The organism is Rheinheimera sp. F8 (assembly GCF_001518915.1).
Window position 1 is genome coordinate 4,015,078 of the sequence record NZ_CP013656.1, and the last position, 15,451, is coordinate 4,030,528.

Sequence of the window (15,451 nt, forward strand, 5' to 3'; positions counted from 1 at the left end):
GCTCACTGTCAGACACCATACGCATTTCAGTTAATTTAGGGCGCGTAGCTTAATAGATCCGACCTGCCGGTTCAACTTTTTCTTCATTTTTTGCAGAAAAAAGCAGCGGATTGTTGCCGTTGCTGAGCTGCACTGAAAAAAGCATTGTGGCAGGTCAGCCCGACTCGCTACACTTTGCCGCATTCTGGCCCTGAGATCTTGCCTGTTGAACCGAGTCCGCGTCGCACTGCCTGTCCCGCTGCATCAGCATTTTGATTATTTGTTGCCCGAGGGTATGCAGGTCCAGGTCGGTGTGCGGGTACGGGTGCCATTTGGCAAGCGGGAACTGATTGGCATTGTCTGGCAACTCGAGCCGGAAAATGCCCATCCGGATAAGCTGAAAGCGCTGCTGGAGGTTCTGGACCAGACGCCATTATTTGGCAATGAAATCAAACAGTTGTTAAGTTTTGCTTCAGACTACTACCATCATCCGCTCGGCGAAGTGCTGGTCAGTGCCCTGCCAGCGCTGCTGCGGGAAGGCAAGTCTGTGTTAGCCGGACACGGCCGGTTGCTGCAACTGACCCCACAAGGCAGCAGTCTCAAACCGGATTCGCTGCAACGCGCGCCACGCCAGCTGGCGCTGTGGCAACGCCTGCAACAGTCCGCTTGCCGTGAAGATGAACTCGTTGGTGAAAGCCCGCAAATTAAAGCTTTGCTGGAAAAAGATTTGGTAGCATGGCAAGCCATTGAATTTAAGCCTTTTACACCACAACCAGACCGGCAGACGCCATTACAGCTCAATCCGGCGCAGGCATTGGCGGTTAGCGCTATCAATCAGTCGGCCGGTTGCTTCAGCCGGTTTTTACTGGAAGGTGTCACCGGCTCCGGTAAAACTGAAGTCTATCTGCAATGTATCAGCCCGGTACTACAGCGCGGCCAACAAGTGCTGGTCTTGGTGCCGGAAATTGGTCTGACCCCACAGACGCTGGCGCGTTTTGCCAAACGCTTTGCGGTGCCTTTGCAGATTTGGCATTCCAACATGACCGATCAGGAGCGATTACTGGCCTGGCAACGCAGCCAGAGCGGCGATGCCGCGATCACCATAGGTACCCGTTCCGCGCTGTTTTTGCCGTTTTTACAGCTCGGCTTGCTGATCATTGATGAAGAACACGACGCTTCATTAAAGCAACAGGAAGGCTTCCGGTATCACGCCAGGGATCTTGCCGTGAAGCGCGCCGCACTGGCGGGTTGCCCGATCGTGCTGGGTTCGGCCACCCCCAGTCTTGAATCGTTGTACAACGTGCAGCAGGGCAAATTTGCCCATTTACCATTGCCAGAGCGCGCCACCAGCCAAAAAGTGCCCAAAATTGAGCTGATGGATTTAAAGCAGCAGGTACTTAAACATGGCCTGGCGGATGGCACGCTGGCCCAGATCAAACAGCGGTTGCAACGCGGTGAACAAGTGATGTTGTTCTTAAACCGCCGCGGTTTTGCCCCGGCACTGATCTGCCATGAATGTGGCTGGCTGACCGAATGCCAGCGCTGCGCCGCCTTTACCACGTTTCATAAACAAAGCCGCCAGCTGGTATGTCACCATTGCGGCGCCAGCCGGCCGGTTCCACATCAATGTGGTCATTGCGGCAGCACGCAGCTCGCGCCGGTCGGGCAAGGCACTGAACAGCTCGAAGAGCAGCTACAACAGCTGATCCCAGACTTCCGGGTGATCCGGCTCGATCGCGACAGCACGCGGCGTAAAGGCAGTCTGGAAGCCTTGCTGGAGGAAATTAATCAGGGCCAGCCGGCCATTATTGTCGGCACTCAGATGCTGGCCAAAGGCCATCATTTCCCCAAAGTCAGTCTGGTGGTGATTGTTGATGTCGACAGCGCTTTGTATTCCAGCGATTTTCGCGCCTCTGAGCAACTGGCGCAGCTGCTGACCCAAGTGGCAGGCCGGGCCGGGCGTGGTGATGTGGCCGGCACTGTGTTGCTGCAAACCCATTATCCGGGTCATCCGCTATTACAGGACGTGATCCAGAATGGTTACAACTCGTTTGCCCGCAGTGCTTTGCTGGAACGCCAGCAAACCCGCTTGCCGCCTTATCAGCATCTGGCGTTATTTCGTACCGAATCTTTTGACAGCAATGACGGTCTGATGTTTTTAACCGGCATTCAGCAGCTGATCGCCGCTGAATGCCCACAAATACAATATTTAGGCCCGCTGAAACCACCACTGGAACGAAAAGCCGGCAAATTCCGCTGGCAACTACAGCTGTTTTGCCGTGATCGCCGACAACTGCATCAGGCGCTGGATCTGGTGTTAAACCAATGTTGCAGCACTGCACTTTCGCGCAAAATCAAATGGCAACTGGATGTCGACGCGCTTGATCTGAGTTAAAAACCGCTGGCGCCAGCGTGCAGAAGCGCAATTCAACCTTACTTTTTTGCCGCCAAATCCAGTACAATCCCCTCACATTTGTCGCCGCAAGAATTTGGCATGCCTCATCAAGATTATGTAAAAACGGCCCGGCCAGCACCGCGTCCGAAGAAAAAACCAAACGAAAAGAAACCACTACCAGTATTACTGATAGGCGTCGTGACCCTATTGCTGGTCGCATTTAGCGCTTTTTTATGGCACATCTCACACCGGCCAGGCGCGGATGCGGCGGCTGAACAGGCCAAAGCAGCGGTAGCGACCCCACAATCGTTGGATGAATTGCCACCAAAACCGGCCAAAGAGCCGTATACCTACATCAAAGAGCTGCAAACCAAAGAAATTCAGGTGGAAGCCGACCAGCTCGCCACCAAAGCACCGGCCAACATGTTTTGTGGCACCTTTAAAGCGATGGACGGTGCGCAGCAATTAAAAGCCAAAATGGCTTTTGCCGGTGTCAGTTCGGAGATCCGCGAATCTTCCGGCAAATACCGGGTGGTCTCCGGCCCATATGTCAGCAAACGTCAGGCCCAAAACGACAAAAACAAACTGCTGAAACAAAAAATAGCCAACTGCTGGGTACTCTAAATCCCAACACGGGCCGCACGCTTGAAAAATGCGGCCCTGCCCCACATATCTGCGTTATCTGTCCTCTTTGAATTGATGTTATGACCACTATTGTTTCTGTACGCCGCAACGGCCAAGTTGCGCTCGGTGGTGACGGCCAGGTCACCCTCGGTAACACTGTGATGAAAGGCAACGCGAAAAAAGTGCGCCGGCTTTATCACGGCAAGGTACTGGCTGGTTTTGCCGGTGGTACAGCGGACGCTTTCACACTGTTTGAACGTTTTGAAGCCAAGCTGGAACTGCACCAGGGCCATCTGATGCGCGCGGCTGTGGAACTGGCCAAAGACTGGCGCACCGACCGGATGCTGCGCAAGCTCGAGGCTTTGCTGGCAGTCGCCGATGCCAACTGCTCGCTGATCATTACCGGTAACGGCGATGTGATCCAGCCAGAGCAGGATTTGATTGCCATTGGTTCCGGCGGGCCATTTGCTCAGGCTGCTGCCACGGCGTTACTGAATAACACTGAATTACCCGCCAGCGCTATTGTCGAAAAAGCGCTGACTATCGCCGGTGATATCTGCATTTACACCAATCATCATCACACGATTGAAGAATTAAAATAAGGCCATCTGATGTCGGAAATGACTCCCCGCGAAATCGTCCACGAACTGGACCGCCATATCATCGGTCAGCAAGGTGCCAAACGCGCCGTGGCTATTGCACTGCGTAACCGCTGGCGCCGGATGCAGCTTGACCCAGCATTGCGTCAGGAAGTAACGCCAAAAAATATTCTGATGATTGGCCCGACCGGCGTTGGTAAAACCGAAATTGCCCGGCGCCTGGCTAAACTGGCTAATGCTCCATTTATCAAAGTGGAAGCGACCAAATTCACCGAAGTCGGTTATGTCGGCAAAGAAGTCGACAGTATCATTCGCGATCTGACCGACAGCGCAGTGAAAATGGTGCGTGAACAGGAAGTGGTGCGGAACCGTTTTCGTGCCGAAGAAGCCGCTGAAGAACGGATCCTGGATGTGTTGTTACCACGCGCCCGCAACAACTGGGGTGAAGTAGACAATAACGACAGCGATTCCAATACCCGGCAGATCTTCCGGAAAAAACTGCGTGAAGGGCAGCTCGACGACAAAGAAATTGAGCTGGATCTGGCGGCAGGCCCGATGGGCGTTGAAATAATGGCGCCACCGGGCATGGAAGAAATGACCCAGCAACTGCAGTCTATGTTTCAGAATCTCGGTCAGGAGCGCACGAAAAAACGCAAACTGAAGATCAAAGATGCTCTGAAGCAACTGATTGATGAAGAGGCCGCCAAACTGATCAATCCGGAAGAGCTGAAAGCCAAAGCGCTGGAAGCCGTGGAGCAAAATGGCATCGTCTTTATCGATGAAATCGACAAGATCTGCAAGCGTGGTGAAAGCAACGGGCCAGACGTATCCCGCGAAGGTGTACAACGCGATTTGTTACCGTTAATCGAAGGATGCAGTGTCAATACCAAACACGGCATTGTCAAAACTGACCACATTCTGTTTATCGCTTCCGGTGCTTTCCAGCTGGCCAAACCGTCAGATCTAGTGCCGGAACTGCAGGGTCGCTTGCCGATCCGGGTTGAGCTGCAACCCCTGACTGCGGCGGATTTTGAGCGGATCCTGACTGAACCTAAAGCCTCGCTGACCGAACAAACTGTGGCGATGCTGGCAACAGAAGGTGTCCAGCTGCAATTTACAAACGATGGTATTAAGCGCATCGCTAATGCGGCCTGGCAGGTCAACGAACGCACCGAAAATATCGGAGCCCGCCGCTTGTACACTGTGATGGAACGCCTGCTGGAAGACGTGTCGTTCGACGCGGCTGACCATCAGGGCCAGCAAGTGACGGTGGACGCTGCTTATGTCGACGATCACCTGGATGCGCTGGTGCAGGATGAAGATTTAAGCCGGTTTATTCTGTAACTTTGCAGGCATCTTAAGGACTCCCCATGCAGCAGGTCAGCAAATTGCATTATCACCGCCACAGCAAACTGCTGGATGTCTGGTTTGCCGACGGCCTGCAGGTGCAGTTCAGTGCAGAGATGCTGCGGGTATTGTCGCCCTCTGCGGAAGTGCGCGGTCATGGCACACCGCAGCTGGTTGCCAATAAACGCGATGTGGCCATTAGTCAATTGTTACCAGTCGGCCAGTATGCCGTGCGGCTGGTCTTTGATGACGGCCACAACAGCGGGCTGTACAGCTGGAGCTATCTGCGCCAGCTCCACGAACAACGCGACACTTTGTGGCAGGATTATCTGGTCAGGCTCAAAGCGGCCAATGCAGTTCGTGATGCAAAACTAGAGGTCCGGTTTCATAGCGGCATTTAAATCCTCGAAAGAAAAAAACCAGCAAATGCTGGTTTTTTTTCGCCACCAATACAGGACAGATCAGGCTTTAAACTTGTCTACTGTCTGATGTAACCGAGCTGCCTGCGCTGCGACCTCTTCGCTGATTTGTGCATTATGTTCGGCAATTTTCAGTGATTGCTCGGAAATATCCCGGATACGAATGACATTTTTATTCACTTCTGCGGCAACATGACTTTGCTCTTCCACGGCCGTCGCGATTTGCGTAGTCATTTCCATAATATTGGTAACATCACCGGTGATTGCTACCAACAACTTACTGGCAACACCCGCCTGCTCAGCACCACTTTGGCCACGTTCCCGGCATTGTTGCATCGAATTGACGATAGCGCGGGTCCGGCCCTGCAAACTGGAGATAATTTGCTCAATCTGCCGGGTCGATTCGGCAGTACGCTGTGCCAGACTGCGGACTTCGTCAGCGACCACAGCAAAACCACGGCCTTGTTCCCCGGCCCGAGCCGCTTCAATCGCCGCATTCAGTGCCAGCAGGTTGGTTTGTTCAGCAATGCCACGGATCACATCAATGACGGAGCCGATAGTCGTGCTGTCCTGTTCCAGTTCCGCCACCACATTGGCGGCTTGTTGCAATTCATCCGACAAAGCCCGGATCCGGCTGACCGTTTGCTCAACCTCTTTCATACCCTCTGCAGCATTTTGATTGGTCGCATCGGCTTTGTTGGCGGTGTTTTCGGTGTTACCGGCGATTTCATCAATAGTGGCGCCCATCTCGGTTACGGCCGTGGCGACCATGTCACTTTCGAGTTGTTGCTGCGCCATACCACGACTGGTCTCCGCCGTCGATTGCGCCAGCTCGGCTGTGGCCTGATCCAGCATTTCCAGCGCCTGATTGACACTGCGGACTAAATCCTGAAAATCGCTGAGCATCGCGTTGAAATCCTGCGCCAGCAACGTCATTTCATCGCGGCCCTCCACGCTGACCCGTTGCCGAAAGTCATTGTCTTTGCGGATCACCCCGATGGTGCGACAGACATTCTGAATGGGTTGCAGGATGCTACGCGAGGTCAGCAGCACCAGCACTATCACCACCGCCAGCACCACAAAAAACAGTGTGAAGGCCAGATAACGGGCCGCTGCAGATGCTTTCTGCAGTGCTTCGTTGGCTTTCGTGGTTAAGGTACTGAGACTGGTCTCTGTTTCATGCACGGCTTTACGCATATCGCCCATAATGCCGGCATCATGTTTCAGCCCCATCTGCTGGCTGCCGCTGACCAGATTGCGATATGCATCAGCGTAGCTGTCGGCCGCACTTTGCAGTGCACTGCTGGCTTGCTGGCCATCTAACAACGACTTAAAACGGCTGAATTCGGCATTAAAGCTATCGAGGTACTTCAGATCGGAGCGCAGCATGAAGTCTTTTTCGGCGCGACGCAGCTGCAGCAGACTGACCAGCAACGTGTCGTTATTAATTTGTTTAAACTCATTTTCCAGTTGATGTGCAGCAGCCCTGAGCGCGCCATACAAACCAGACTGAGGATCTAATCCAACCCGCTCAGCGGTACTGACCAGTAGCTCAAACTTCTGCTGGTAGCTGGCGGTCTGGGTGCGGAAATTCTGTAATGCAACAGTATCAATGTCATGATCGATTAAATTGGCTTCAAGCTTAGACAGACCTTGATTCAGTTCCTGCATGGTCTTGTTGAATTTATCTTTATAAGACAAATCCTTACGCATCAGAAAATCTTTTTCGTGCCGGCGCAGTACCAGAACATCACGCTCCATTGCTGCGATCTCGACATTAATCGCCGACAGGCCACTGAACTGCATATTCTGAAAAACTAACAATAACAACATCACCAGCATGGCGGCACCAACCACCAGACTATTCACCATCAAACGATTCTTGATTGATAAATTGCGTAACATCCCACCCTCCTGCAAACCAGCTAACTGCCTAATCATAGGTAAGAAAATCAGTGCTGCAGGAATTTACCGGGAATTTTTATTTTTTAACTGAGTGTAAAGGCGGCCAGCAGCACGCTGCCAGTGCCCAGCAGCATGCCCGCCAGAATATCGCCGGGAAAATGCACGCCCAGCAGTACACGCGACAGGCCAACGGCCAGTCCCCAGATAAGTAACAACGGCAGCCAGATGGGGGCATAAAGTGCAATGACGCTGACCAGCACAAAAGCGCCGGCGGTATGGCCAGACGGCAGGCTGAAACGATCGGAAGGTTCTATGTGGGCGCGGATCTGTCCGGCCAAAGCCACGGCAGGCCGTTGCCGGCGAAACAGGTTTTTCAGTAACAAATAGGTAGGTAATTCAATGGCAAAAGCCAGTGCCAACAAGCTGACCAGCTGCAGCGCGACTGCATCACCCTGCCAGTATAACCACAGCGCCAACAGCGCATACGCCGGGCCGTCCGCCGACTTTGACACCCAGTAGCTGAGCCGGCGTAAACGCCCTTGCCCAAGCCCCAGAAACAAACGGGCGAAACAGCGCTGATCCAGTTCTATCCAACGTTGTCTGTACATGGCGCGCTCCGGTCACTGTTGCTGCCTGCAAACAGGCTAACCAGTGACCGTGACAGCGATATGACAAAGCCTGCGCCGGCCTCAGAACGACAATTTTTGTTGCAGCAGTGCCAGCGCATCCAGTTCAGGTAACGGCTTCGCAATCAGATAGCCTTGCGCTGCATCACAAGCCATATGCTTGAGCAACAGCAGCTGATTGGCGTCTTCGACCCCTTCGGCCAGAATGCGTTTGCCAAGACCATGCGCCAGCGTGATCATAGTTTTGACGATCATCATGTCAGAATCACTGCCGGCCATGTCCATGATAAAACTGCGGTCAATTTTGATTTTGTCGATCGGCATCCGGCGTAAATAACCCAAAGACGAATAGCCGGTGCCGAAGTCGTCAATTGAAACACGGATCCCCATCTGCTGCAGTTCCGTCACATAGTTACGGCCCTGCTCCATGTCGCCCATCGCAGTGTTCTCGGTGATCTCCAGTTCCAGCATCGTTGGCGGCACTTCGTATTGTTGTAACAGTTGCTGGATCCGTTGTTTCAGGCCCGCCTGTTCAAAATGGATTGGCGACATATTCACTGCCACCGACAGCTGTACCTGCTTTTTCCGCCAGCGCCCCAGTGTCTCCACTGCCTGTTCCAGCAGCTGCATATCGAGCTCACGCATCAGGCCAATTTGTTCCATTTGCGGTAAAAACTGTCCGGGCATCAGGATGCCGCGGTCCGGGTGATGCCAGCGCACCAAGGCTTCAAAACCATCGATGCGTTGTTCCCGGATATTCCACTGTGGCTGGTAATACAACACAAACTGTTTCAGTTCCAGCGCCTGCAGCAGTTCTTTTTCCAGCATCAGTAAGCGGGCCGTTTCTTCTTCCATGCCCTGATGGTATTGGATCCAGCGCTGTTGCTGCCGCTTGGCCTGGTGAAAAGCGATGTTAGCTTTTTGCAGCAAAGACTCGGCACTGGCGGCATGTTCCGGAAACTGCGCAACACCAATAGTGGCGGTCAGTTTTAGTAAACCAGAATCAAAATTAAACGGTTTTTCAATCAATTGCTCGATGTGGTGCAGGCAGAACTGGCGTTGTTTGTCGGTCAGAATGTCCTGTAATACCAGCGCAAATATATCACCGCCGGTACGCGCGACCAGTCGTGGCTTCAGGATGCTGGTATCAAAACGCCGGGTGACTTCCCGCAGGATGCGGTCGCCCTGCTTCAGGCCTACTGTTTCGTTGACGGTTTTAAACCGATCCAGCCCGATCATCACCAGTAACAGCGGCTGTTGCTGCGGTAGCTGGATCAGGCCGGATAACTCCTGTAACAAGGCATCCCGGTTCAGTGAACCGGTTAACTGGTCGTGGGTATCGAGATAACGGGTCTTTGCTGTCAGCTGCTGATTGGTGCTGCGTTCATCATCCTGCAACCAGACTACCAACCCCAGCCCTAACAAGGTCTGGAAAAACAATTCCAGGTGTTTACAGACGACCACCACACGCAAAAACGCCTGCCCTTCACCGAGCCAGCCCGACAACATCGCCATGACAAACATCAGCAGGCCCCACAGCATAATGGACAGGGCAACCAGCTTGGCAATCAGGATCCGATGTGGCAGTGCAAACAACCAAATCCCGCCAACAAATAATGCCGCACCGATAAACAGCAAACGTAAATTCAGCTGGACCGTCGTTTTCCACACCGACGGCTCAGTATCTGTCACAAACAGCGCCACCGAGACAAACGCCAGTGCAGCAACCAGTAACAGTAATTGATTGACCAGCCGGCTGGAGATCCGCTCTGTGCTGACCGCTTCACGCACCCCGACCAGAATAAAAATAGCGAAGGCGTAACTACAGAATAAATAACCAAATTCCAGCCCCAACAACGGCCAGAATAACCAGTCTGTGCGCGGGCCAATCAGGGCGTAGCCCGTTAACATCAGCAGATACAAAGCGAAAACAGCAAAGGCCACTGACCAGGATTTCAGGTAATGACGCTGATAAATCCGGTAGAAGTACCACAGAATAAAACTGAGAGCGCAAGCCAGTCCGGCCTGGATCAGGAACAACGAGATGCGGGCCAGTGTCAGTTCAAAGCTCAAGGGGTAAGACCAGAATCGACAAAATTAAGCAAAAACTAACACAGCTGAACTAGTTTTGCACTGTGATTCCCAATTGAATTCCGCCAAAGTTGAATGCTTGAGCTTAGGGGAGATCCGTTTATACTGTTCCCCTAACCAATTGATCAACAGGCGGGAAATACCATGCAATACAATACTTCTGAGTTATGTGATCTGTATGCAGACATGATTGATGTGGTGGAGCCTATTTTTGCCAACTACGGCGGTCGCCGCTCGTTTGGTGGTGTGATCCATACGGTGAAATGTTTTGAAGACAATGGTCTGGTGCGTCAGATGCTGGCGGAGCCAGGTGTTGGCAAAGTGTTGTTGATTGACGGTGGTGGTTCAGCACGTCGGGCGCTGATTGATGCCGAACTGGCGGCGCTGGCCTCTGAAAACGGCTGGGAAGGGATTATCTGCTACGGCAGCGTGCGCGATGTTGATACGCTGGAAGATTTTGAGCTGGGCATTCAGGCCGTCAACGCCATCCCGGTTCGCGCCGATGACCAGGGGTTTGGTGAAACGGACGTACCGGTTAATTTTGCCGGCGTGACCTTCCTGCCGGAAGACCATATTTATGCCGACAGCACCGGTATTATCCTGTCCGCGGAGCCGCTGGACATTGAGTAATCACCTGCAAATCATGCAGGCCGCCGATTTAGCGGCCTGGCAACAACACCGTGCCGGTGAGACCCGGCTCGGTGCCGCTTTACAGTTTCTGAACCCGTTATTGCCGCTGGAAGATGCACTCGCGAGCGCCGTGCAACATGGTTGCCGCTACATACTGCTCGGGATCCCTGAAGATATCGGTCCCCGTGCCAATCTGGGCAATGGCGGCGCCGATCAGGGTTTTGCCGCGTTTTTAAGCCGGTTTATCAATTTGCAGGACAATGTGTTCGCCAAATCGGGTGAACTACTACTGGCCGGGACTATAGCCTGTGCCGATTTGCAGCAACGATCACAAAGCCTCGACAGCAACGACGCCACGCAGCTGGCACAGCTGCGTGCACTGTGCGCCGAGCTTGACCTGCGCGTCAGCACTGTATTACGCGCTTGTTTTGATTCGGGTCTGGTCCCCATTGTGATTGGCGGTGGTCACAATAACGCTCTGCCGATTTTACAGGCCTTGGCGGCACATGCCGGTCAAAGCGCCGATGCAATTAATCTGGATCCGCATTGTGATTTTCGCTTGCTGGAAGGCCGTCACAGCGGCAATGGCTTCAGCTACGCCCATCAGGCGGGCTGGCTGCGCAAATATTTTGTGTTGGGTTTGCATGAACTAAAAAATTCACAGGCGGCTTTGGCGCAATTACAGCAGGCTGGCGCAGCCTTTTGTAGCTATCAGCAGATTTGGCAACGCCGACAGCTGACGTTACAGGATGCTATTGCGCAAGCCATTCGCTTTGTTGGCGCCGAAGATACCAGACCACTTGGTATCGAACTGGATACAGACAGTATCAGCGGTATGCCGGTCAGTGCCTATACCAATTGTGGTGTGTCAGTGGCAGATGCTGAGTGTTATGTCTGGCAGCTTGCACAGTTACCGCGGGTGCGATATCTGCACCTGGCCGAAGCGGCACCGTCGCAACATCCGGCCGGACTCAAAGCCGGATTCAATGAAGCGGGTCAAGTCCTGACCGCGTTGGTGCTGGCATTTCTGCAGGCAAGGCAGCAACAGTGAGCAGCGGCGGCCTTTACAGCGTGCCTGGCCGCTCTATGGTGCCGCTGTTAAACTGATGCTGCCGCATCCACGCCGGTAATCCGGCCAGTGCAAAAGGCTGACTGAATAAAAATCCCTGTGCCCGCAAACAGCCCATCCGCGTCAGTTTCTCGGCACAGGCCTGCTCCTCTACCCCTTCTGCAACCACGTCAAGTTTCAGATTTTTTGCCAAATCAATAATGGCGCCGGTGATGGCCACCTGCGCCTCCGACTTATGCATGCCACTGATGAACTGTGCATCGATCTTGACTTGCTGTAACGGAAACTCGCGCAACATGCCGAGCGACGTATAGCCAGTGCCGAAATCGTCCAGCACCAGCATCAGGCCCAATGAGCGTAAGCGTTGCAACATGGGCAGCACCGCCTCTGGGTCAGCCATTAACGCCTCTTCTTTCAGTTCGAGGATCAGTTGGCCGGGCTTTACCTGATATTGCAACAACAATTGCTGGATGTGTTCCACCAGTTCGATTTGGAGCAAATCGCTGCTGCTGATATTAACCGCCAACTGCACCCGGATCCCCTCTTGTTGCAGGGTCGCCAGCATCTGTACGGTCTGACGCAGTACCCAGCAGGTCAGCGGAAACATCAGCCCCATGCTCTCGGCGAGCGGAATAAACTGTTTAGGCGCTAACAAGCCGTGCACAGGATGAGCCCAACGCAGCAAGACCTCTGCCGCGACCACCTGCCGATCGGGCAATAACACCTGCGGTTGCACATCTAACTGCAATTGCTGCCCGGCTATGGCCTGCTGCAGTTCTGCCATCATTGCCAGCTTGTCTGGAGTGGTCGCGGACATTTCCACCTGATACAGCGGCGAATCGTAGCCGGATCCCTGGCGCTGCTGCAGCGCCAGATGGGCTTTTTCCACCAGCTCAGCAAAATCAATGCCGTGCTGCGGATAACAACTGATGCCAGACAAGATCTGATAGTCCACTGCGCAGCCACGCAGTAACAATGGTTCCGCGATGTCATGTTCCAGCTGATGCGCCAGATACCCGGCCTGATGTTGTTTGCCTTGTTGATCCACCAGCAACAAAAAATCGACGCCACCGAGGTGTGCCACCCAGGCATCTGTGCTACTGAACGCAACAATGCCATGATGCTGGCTGGCAGCCTGATTTAACCGGCGTGCGATCTGGCTCAGTACCAGATTGGCATGACTGTACCCCAGCAACTGGTTGACCCGGTCAAAGCGTTCAATTTTCAATAACACCAGTGCCAGCTGTGCCTGCGGGTGCGACGCGATAAACTGTTGGAAGTCGTGCCGGGCCAGCCATTTGTTCGGCAAACCAGTCATTTCATCATGCAATAACTGATAAGGCGGCGCTGCGGGCGGATTGACCGGTGGCGCGCTTTTTCCACGCAACCACAAGCCGATAGTGGTCAGCCAGCCAATGCCACAAAGCAACAAACTGGCCCATAACCACATGGTGTTGGCGGACTCCGGTTGTTGTGCTGCAACCGGAACCGAGGCGACAAGCAATACAGCGGCAAATCGTCTCATTTGGTGATCACCTGCAAAGACCGTTTTTTGCTGAGCTTACGCTTTTTTGACTGCTTGTAAAGCGACGCAATAATGCGGATTTAGCCGGGATTAATGACCTTGCCACCAATCACCAGCTGCCGCAGCTGACTGACACCAAACTGATAACACAGCTCCGCCGGCTGACTGACCTGATACAAGGCAAGATCAGCCCGCAGACCGGTGCGCAGCATACCGCGGTCGGCCAGACCCAAAGCCCGGGCCGCATGTCGTGTGACTCCCGCCAGCGCTTCGGCCGGTGTCAGCCGGAACAAAGTGCAGGCCATATTCAGCATCAACGGCAGGTTACATAACGGCGATGTGCCCGGATTCAGATCTGTTGATACCGCCATCGGCACCTGATACTGACGCAGCAAGTCAATTGGCGGCATTTTGGTCTCACGCAGGAAATAATAAGCGCCTGGTAACAGCACCGCGACGGTACCGGCACCGGCCATATTCGCGACATCCGCCTCGGTCAGATATTCAATGTGATCGGCCGACAAGCCGCCGAATTCGGCCACCAGACTGGCACCGCCCAGGCTCGACAACTGCTCGGCGTGTGCCTTTACCGGCAAGCCAAGCGCACGGGCTTTGTCAAACAATCGCCGGCTTTGTGCGACTGAAAAACCGATGCCTTCACAAAATACATCCACCGCATCGACGAGGCCCGCCTGATGCAGCTCAGGTAACATGCTGTCGACCACTAAATCCATGTAACCATCGCTGTCACCGCTATATTCCGGCGGTAACGCATGCGCGCCAAGGAAAGTGGTCTGGATCGCAACCGGATGATGCTCGCCGAGCAACCGCGCCACTTCGAGAATTTTGCGTTCATTGGCAAGGTCGAGGCCATAACCAGATTTAATTTCTACACAAGTCACGCCCTGCGCCAACAACGCGTTCAGCCGGTTTTTTCCCAGCACAAACAGCTCTTCATGCGACGCGGCGCGTGTAGCGGCTACTGTGGATTTAATCCCACCGCCACTTTCGGCGATTTGCTGATAGGTCGCGCCGTTTAAGCGCAGCTCAAATTCATTGGCGCGGCTGCCGGCATAGACCAGATGGGTATGACAATCGATAAAACCTGGCAACAACCAGCCACCCTGACCATCAAAAGTTGGTGTCGCCAGTGCATCGTATGGCGGCAGCTCCGCACGCGGGCCACAAAACGCAATCAATCCATCGCGGATAGCCAGCACTGCCTGTTCCACAGCACCATAAGGACCGGGCCGCTGCGGGTCCATTGTGGCGATATTAACATTGTGCCAAATGGCATCGAAATGCTGCATATTCTCATCCTGTTGATTGTTAATGGTTTGCGCCTTACAAGCCCGAATGCAGCGCTTTATTGTGGAAACCGCCGGCCGTTATCACTGCGCAGACCCGCAATAATTCTACCGCACTCACTTGTATATACAATCAAGAGCCGCTATTTTTTGTTCCACATTCCGCACATATTTTCAGACCAGAGTGCAACCCGATGCAACGCAGCAACGACAGCGGCACCCCCAAATTCGCCGCTATCAAAGAGTTTATTCTCAGTCAGATTGAAAGCGGTAACTGGCCGGAACACAGCCGGGTTCCGTCCGAACATGAGCTGTGTGACCAGTTTGCCGTCAGCCGGATGACGGCGCGCCGCGCCTTGCAGGAACTGACCGAACAAGGCGTGTTATACCGCACCCAGGGCGTCGGCAGTTTTGTCGCATCACCAAAATCGCAGTCTGCATTGCTCGAGATCCGTAATATCGCTGATGAAATTCAGGCCCGCGGCCATTTTCACAGTGCGCGGCTGGTTCAGCTAACCAGCCTGCCGTGCCCGACTGTGGTCGCCACTGCGTTGGGTCTGGTCCGCAACGAACCGGTGTTTTTCTCGCTGATTGTACATTTTGACAACCAAACCCCGCTGCAGCTGGAAGCACGCTACGTCAATCCCCGCATGGTGCCGCTGTACCTGCAGCAGGATTTCGGCTTCCAGACACCCCACGAATATCTGAGCGCTGTTGCGCCTCTGACCGAGGCCGATCACATTATCGAAGCGGTGTTAGCTGACGAATTTACCTGTAAGCATCTGAAAATCAGCGCGCATGAGCCATGTCTGCGGCTGACCCGTCGCACCTTCAGCCGCGAAGGTGCCGTCAGTTTTGCTTATTTAACCTCCGCTGGCAGTCGTTACCGGCTGGGGGGACACCTGAATATCACTCCGCAGTCATAAAGGTGCAGG

The 15,451-nt window shown here is 53.8% G+C and carries 13 protein-coding genes; 8 read left to right on the plus strand and 5 right to left on the minus strand.

Annotated elements, in window-relative coordinates:
- The first annotated feature begins 205 nt into the window (after positions 1-205).
- The 5 genes from priA (at position 206) to ATY27_RS17880 (ending at position 5,345) form a co-directional block, all read left to right on the plus strand.
- Complete coding sequence (gene priA, locus ATY27_RS17860) at positions 206-2,374, plus strand: primosomal protein N' (RefSeq protein ID WP_208931971.1); 2,169 nt, start codon at positions 206-208, stop codon at positions 2,372-2,374.
- 99 nt (positions 2,375-2,473) lie between these two features.
- Positions 2,474-2,998 carry an SPOR domain-containing protein gene (locus ATY27_RS17865; RefSeq protein ID WP_208931972.1) on the plus strand — a complete coding sequence of 175 codons (525 nt, stop codon included), beginning with the start codon at positions 2,474-2,476 and terminating at the stop codon, positions 2,996-2,998.
- Between the two features lie 80 nt (positions 2,999-3,078).
- Positions 3,079-3,600, plus strand: coding sequence for an ATP-dependent protease subunit HslV (gene hslV / locus ATY27_RS17870; protein ID WP_208931973.1), 522 nt, complete (start codon positions 3,079-3,081; stop codon positions 3,598-3,600).
- 9 nt (positions 3,601-3,609) lie between these two features.
- Positions 3,610-4,941: an HslU--HslV peptidase ATPase subunit gene (gene hslU, locus ATY27_RS17875; protein WP_208931974.1), complete on the plus strand. Its 1,332-nt coding sequence runs from the start codon at positions 3,610-3,612 to the stop codon at positions 4,939-4,941.
- 26 nt (positions 4,942-4,967) lie between these two features.
- Positions 4,968-5,345: a DUF971 domain-containing protein gene (locus tag ATY27_RS17880; protein WP_208931975.1), complete on the plus strand. Its 378-nt coding sequence runs from the start codon at positions 4,968-4,970 to the stop codon at positions 5,343-5,345.
- 60 nt (positions 5,346-5,405) lie between these two features.
- Here ATY27_RS17880 and ATY27_RS17885 read toward each other — a convergent pair whose 3' ends face one another.
- The 3 genes from ATY27_RS17885 to ATY27_RS17895 form a co-directional block, all read right to left on the minus strand.
- Positions 5,406-7,268, minus strand: coding sequence for a HAMP domain-containing methyl-accepting chemotaxis protein (locus tag ATY27_RS17885; protein ID WP_208931976.1), 1,863 nt, complete (start codon positions 7,266-7,268; stop codon positions 5,406-5,408).
- An 83-nt stretch (positions 7,269-7,351) separates the two neighbouring features.
- Positions 7,352-7,876 (minus strand): phosphatase PAP2 family protein, encoded by a 525-nt coding sequence (locus tag ATY27_RS17890; protein ID WP_208931977.1) that lies wholly within the window; start codon positions 7,874-7,876, stop codon positions 7,352-7,354.
- 81 nt (positions 7,877-7,957) lie between these two features.
- The gene (locus ATY27_RS17895) at positions 7,958-9,967 is read right to left on the minus strand and encodes a bifunctional diguanylate cyclase/phosphodiesterase (RefSeq protein ID WP_208931978.1); all 2,010 of its coding nucleotides are present in this window, start codon (positions 9,965-9,967) and stop codon (positions 7,958-7,960) included.
- Between the two features lie 162 nt (positions 9,968-10,129).
- Between ATY27_RS17895 and rraA the strand changes: the two genes are divergently transcribed.
- Together rraA and ATY27_RS17905 are read left to right on the plus strand one after the other, a co-directional pair.
- Positions 10,130-10,615, plus strand: a complete 486-nt coding sequence (rraA, locus tag ATY27_RS17900; RefSeq protein ID WP_208931979.1) for a ribonuclease E activity regulator RraA — start codon at positions 10,130-10,132, stop codon at positions 10,613-10,615.
- Positions 10,608-11,666 (plus strand): formimidoylglutamase, encoded by a 1,059-nt coding sequence (locus tag ATY27_RS17905; protein ID WP_244151356.1) that lies wholly within the window; start codon positions 10,608-10,610, stop codon positions 11,664-11,666. Before rraA ends, ATY27_RS17905 begins: the two co-directional genes overlap by 8 nt.
- Positions 11,667-11,679: 13 nt before the next feature.
- Here the strand turns inward: ATY27_RS17905 and ATY27_RS17910 are convergent, their stop codons facing one another.
- Positions 11,680-13,209 carry a bifunctional diguanylate cyclase/phosphodiesterase gene (locus tag ATY27_RS17910; protein ID WP_208931980.1) on the minus strand — a complete coding sequence of 510 codons (1,530 nt, stop codon included), beginning with the start codon at positions 13,207-13,209 and terminating at the stop codon, positions 11,680-11,682.
- A gap of 80 nt (positions 13,210-13,289) precedes the next feature.
- Positions 13,290-14,519, minus strand: a complete 1,230-nt coding sequence (gene hutI, locus ATY27_RS17915; protein ID WP_208931981.1) for an imidazolonepropionase — start codon at positions 14,517-14,519, stop codon at positions 13,290-13,292.
- A 191-nt stretch (positions 14,520-14,710) separates the two neighbouring features.
- Here hutI and hutC point away from each other — a divergent pair, with 191 nt between their 5' ends.
- Entirely contained in the window at positions 14,711-15,442 is a 732-nt protein-coding gene (gene hutC / locus ATY27_RS17920) for a histidine utilization repressor (protein WP_208931982.1), read from the plus strand.
- Positions 15,443-15,451 lie beyond the last annotated feature (9 nt).

What these genes read in the sequence shown, in the direction of transcription:
- ATY27_RS17880 (WP_208931975.1), top strand. Translation starts at nt 4,968, where the DNA reads ATGCAGCAGGTCAGCAAATTGCATTATCACCGCCACAGCAAACTGCTG.
- ATY27_RS17865 (WP_208931972.1), top strand. Translation starts at nt 2,474, where the DNA reads ATGCCTCATCAAGATTATGTAAAAACGGCCCGGCCAGCACCGCGTCCG.
- ATY27_RS17910 (WP_208931980.1), bottom strand. Translation starts at nt 13,209, where the DNA reads ATGAGACGATTTGCCGCTGTATTGCTTGTCGCCTCGGTTCCGGTTGCA.
- hutI (WP_208931981.1), bottom strand. Translation starts at nt 14,519, where the DNA reads ATGCAGCATTTCGATGCCATTTGGCACAATGTTAATATCGCCACAATG.
- ATY27_RS17885 (WP_208931976.1), bottom strand. Translation starts at nt 7,268, where the DNA reads ATGTTACGCAATTTATCAATCAAGAATCGTTTGATGGTGAATAGTCTG.
- hslU (WP_208931974.1), top strand. Translation starts at nt 3,610, where the DNA reads ATGTCGGAAATGACTCCCCGCGAAATCGTCCACGAACTGGACCGCCAT.
- hslV (WP_208931973.1), top strand. Translation starts at nt 3,079, where the DNA reads ATGACCACTATTGTTTCTGTACGCCGCAACGGCCAAGTTGCGCTCGGT.
- hutC (WP_208931982.1), top strand. Translation starts at nt 14,711, where the DNA reads ATGCAACGCAGCAACGACAGCGGCACCCCCAAATTCGCCGCTATCAAA.
- rraA (WP_208931979.1), top strand. Translation starts at nt 10,130, where the DNA reads ATGCAATACAATACTTCTGAGTTATGTGATCTGTATGCAGACATGATT.
- ATY27_RS17890 (WP_208931977.1), bottom strand. Translation starts at nt 7,876, where the DNA reads ATGTACAGACAACGTTGGATAGAACTGGATCAGCGCTGTTTCGCCCGT.